The organism is Bacillus sp. AP50 (assembly GCF_040492675.1).
GTDB lineage: Bacteria > Bacillota > Bacilli > Bacillales > Bacillaceae_G > Bacillus_A > Bacillus_A cereus.
Genome location: NZ_JBEUTW010000487.1, coordinates 1 through 2621, shown reverse-complemented (window position 1 = coordinate 2621; position 2621 = coordinate 1). Strand labels below are relative to the sequence as shown.

Below are 2621 nucleotides of genomic sequence, written 5' to 3'. Positions count from 1 at the left end.
GTCTTTGGCAGCTCCTTATATGTATATTCTTTTTTATCGGTATTACTGTTATTTGAGATATTATTGTTATTTGTCTTATTAGCAAGACCATTAGGTTTGCTAGTTTCTTTATCTTTCACTAATACTTTTTGTATCGTATTTACCTCATTACCCACGGAATCTCTTACACTATATATTATTTCATAAATACCGGCTTTATTTGTATCTATAGTTCCTTCATACGCTACTTTAGAAGTAAGGTCACCGTCTTCTTTGTCAGTAGCTGATACTCCTATCAACGGATCAAATTGATCACCCTCAGTAATTGAAGTTGTAGCAGGTACTTTTAGTATTGGTTTTTCATTTGTAACTTCTTCTCTAACTTTAACCGTTACAGCTTGTTTCGCCGTTACTTCATGACCTTTAGAATCTGTAACCGTGTACGTTAATACGTAAGTACCGACTTTAGATGTATCTACTCCACCAGCAATTTTTACTTTAGAAGTAAGATCGCCGTCTTCTTTATCAATAGCTTTTACTTTTATCATTGGATCGAATGAATCTCCTACATGAATTGTCGCTCCAACAGGCACTGTTAATTTAGGTTCTAAATCTAATATTTCTCCATTTCCCTCTACAATTACAGTCTGTGTAGCCGTTGTAGTTCTCCCTTGGGAATCAACGACCAAGTATTCCACAATGTATGTACCTGGTTTTGAAGTATCTACATCGCCTTTATGCTTTACTTTATTTGTTAAATCACCATCTTCTTTATCAACAGCTTTTACATTTCTCATTGGATCAAACGTATCACCTACACGTAGTGTAATCGTAAACGGCACAGTTAACTCTGGAGCTTGGTTTTCTGCTGTTTTTTCGTTTTCTTTCACTGTTCCGGTAATTTTTGCAGCATCAAAAGCATTTTGGACTGCTTGAACTTCAATTGAGCTCGTTCCATATTTATTAGTTGCCACTATTTTATCTTCACCAATACCATTTACATTTACACCGTTATGAGTACCACCTTGTGCAATTAAATACGCAACTTTATTAATAATACTTGAGTTAAAATGAACGCCTCCATAATCCTCTCCATTTAAATCATTATATTTACTATAATCATCGGGATACGGTAGTCCTTCTGAAAAATTAATTGCAGTTGGATTTTTCATATTACGAAAAGTCGATCCAGTTTGCTCTCCTATTGTCCAGTTAAATTCCCCATTATTTATGTATTTCTCTATAGCCGTTCCCATAATATCCGATAATGCCTCGTTAATTGCCCCAGATTCTCCTGAGAATTCAAGGTTAGATTCACTTGATGTAACTGCGTGTGTAAATTCATGACCGGCTATATCGAACGCTTTTACCATAGGATCTCCATATAAAAGCATACTGATGTTATTAATATTAGTACTAAATGCATTCTCCCAATTTTCAGGATCATTTGTTCCTCCAGAATCCCATGCATGTACAACTGAAACTACTTTTTTTCCTTTATTATCAAAACTATTACGATTATATTTTTCTTTATAAAAATCATATACCTTTGTTGCTAAGAAATGAGCGCTTACCGCCTTTGGATCATTAAATGTTGTTGAAGCGCTAGTTGCTAGTATGCCAGGATAATAACTTTCTTCATTTGTAATATCTCTATAATTTACATCATATGTCTCAATTCCTTGCCCTCTTGTGTAATCAGCAAGCGCATAATTCCCACTGGTCTGTTTAGAAATACCAAATGTACGAGTTACGCCTAAATCATCTTTTCCTGTTCCAGTTAATGATGTGAAATTGCTAGTTTTATTTTCCTTAACGGATTCAACATACTCTTCACTTATTTTCAAACTTGATTCTTGTACCATATCTTTTAACATATCGCCATTATGAGCATTCACTAAATAAGTTCCAGATACATAATTTGGTGTTGTAGCAGCAAATGTAACTTGATATGCATTGCTAGCCTGCCCATGATTTTCATCAACAAAAATAACCGCCTTAACTTCTGGTTCAGAAATAAATTTAATGTCGTTTCCGTACTTTTTATAAATATATTGTTTCGCTTCTTCTTTTGATAAATTAATAGGTTTCTTTAAATCTTCTTGTGTTAAATTTTGTGCGCTAGCTCCTGAAATGCTTTTAATAATACCTTTTTTATCTACGTGAGCAGTTAACTGGTGGCCATACACTTCTTTTCCTTCATATATTTGTTGCATGCGCACAAGTGTAGTTCCATCATAAGAACCACGTTTTTGAAGAACCTTGTAATCTACTCCTGTTTCTGCACTAACTTGTTTTGGAGACAAAGCATGCTCCGTATTTTCCTTAAGTGCATCTTTCACTACATTCTCTGGCGCCTTTTTTGATGGTTGTGTAAGATCACCTGTACGGAACGAATCCTCTTGAATTTCAACTTGCATTTGACCAGGTTCCTCTGCATGACCTACTCCATATGGTGTTACACTTGTTAAAACAAATCCTGTTGTTAATGCAACTATAGCTATTTCTTTTTTATTTCCCATGGTATTTACCTCGTATAAATTTCTATTATTTATATGAAACTGCTAAAATGTATACAATCTATTCCTAACATAAAAAGATGACTTTTGTAATCTACAAAAGCCACCTCTTCAATATATAAT

At 34.1% G+C, this 2621-nt stretch carries 1 protein-coding gene; it reads right to left on the bottom strand.

What is annotated here, in order from left to right; translation table 11 throughout:
• Positions 1 to 2501 (bottom strand): immunoglobulin-like domain-containing protein (locus ABWK52_RS25210; protein ID WP_353772207.1); only part of this gene is annotated, 2501 nt, incomplete at its 3' end.
• Positions 2502 to 2621: the final 120 nt, after the last annotated feature.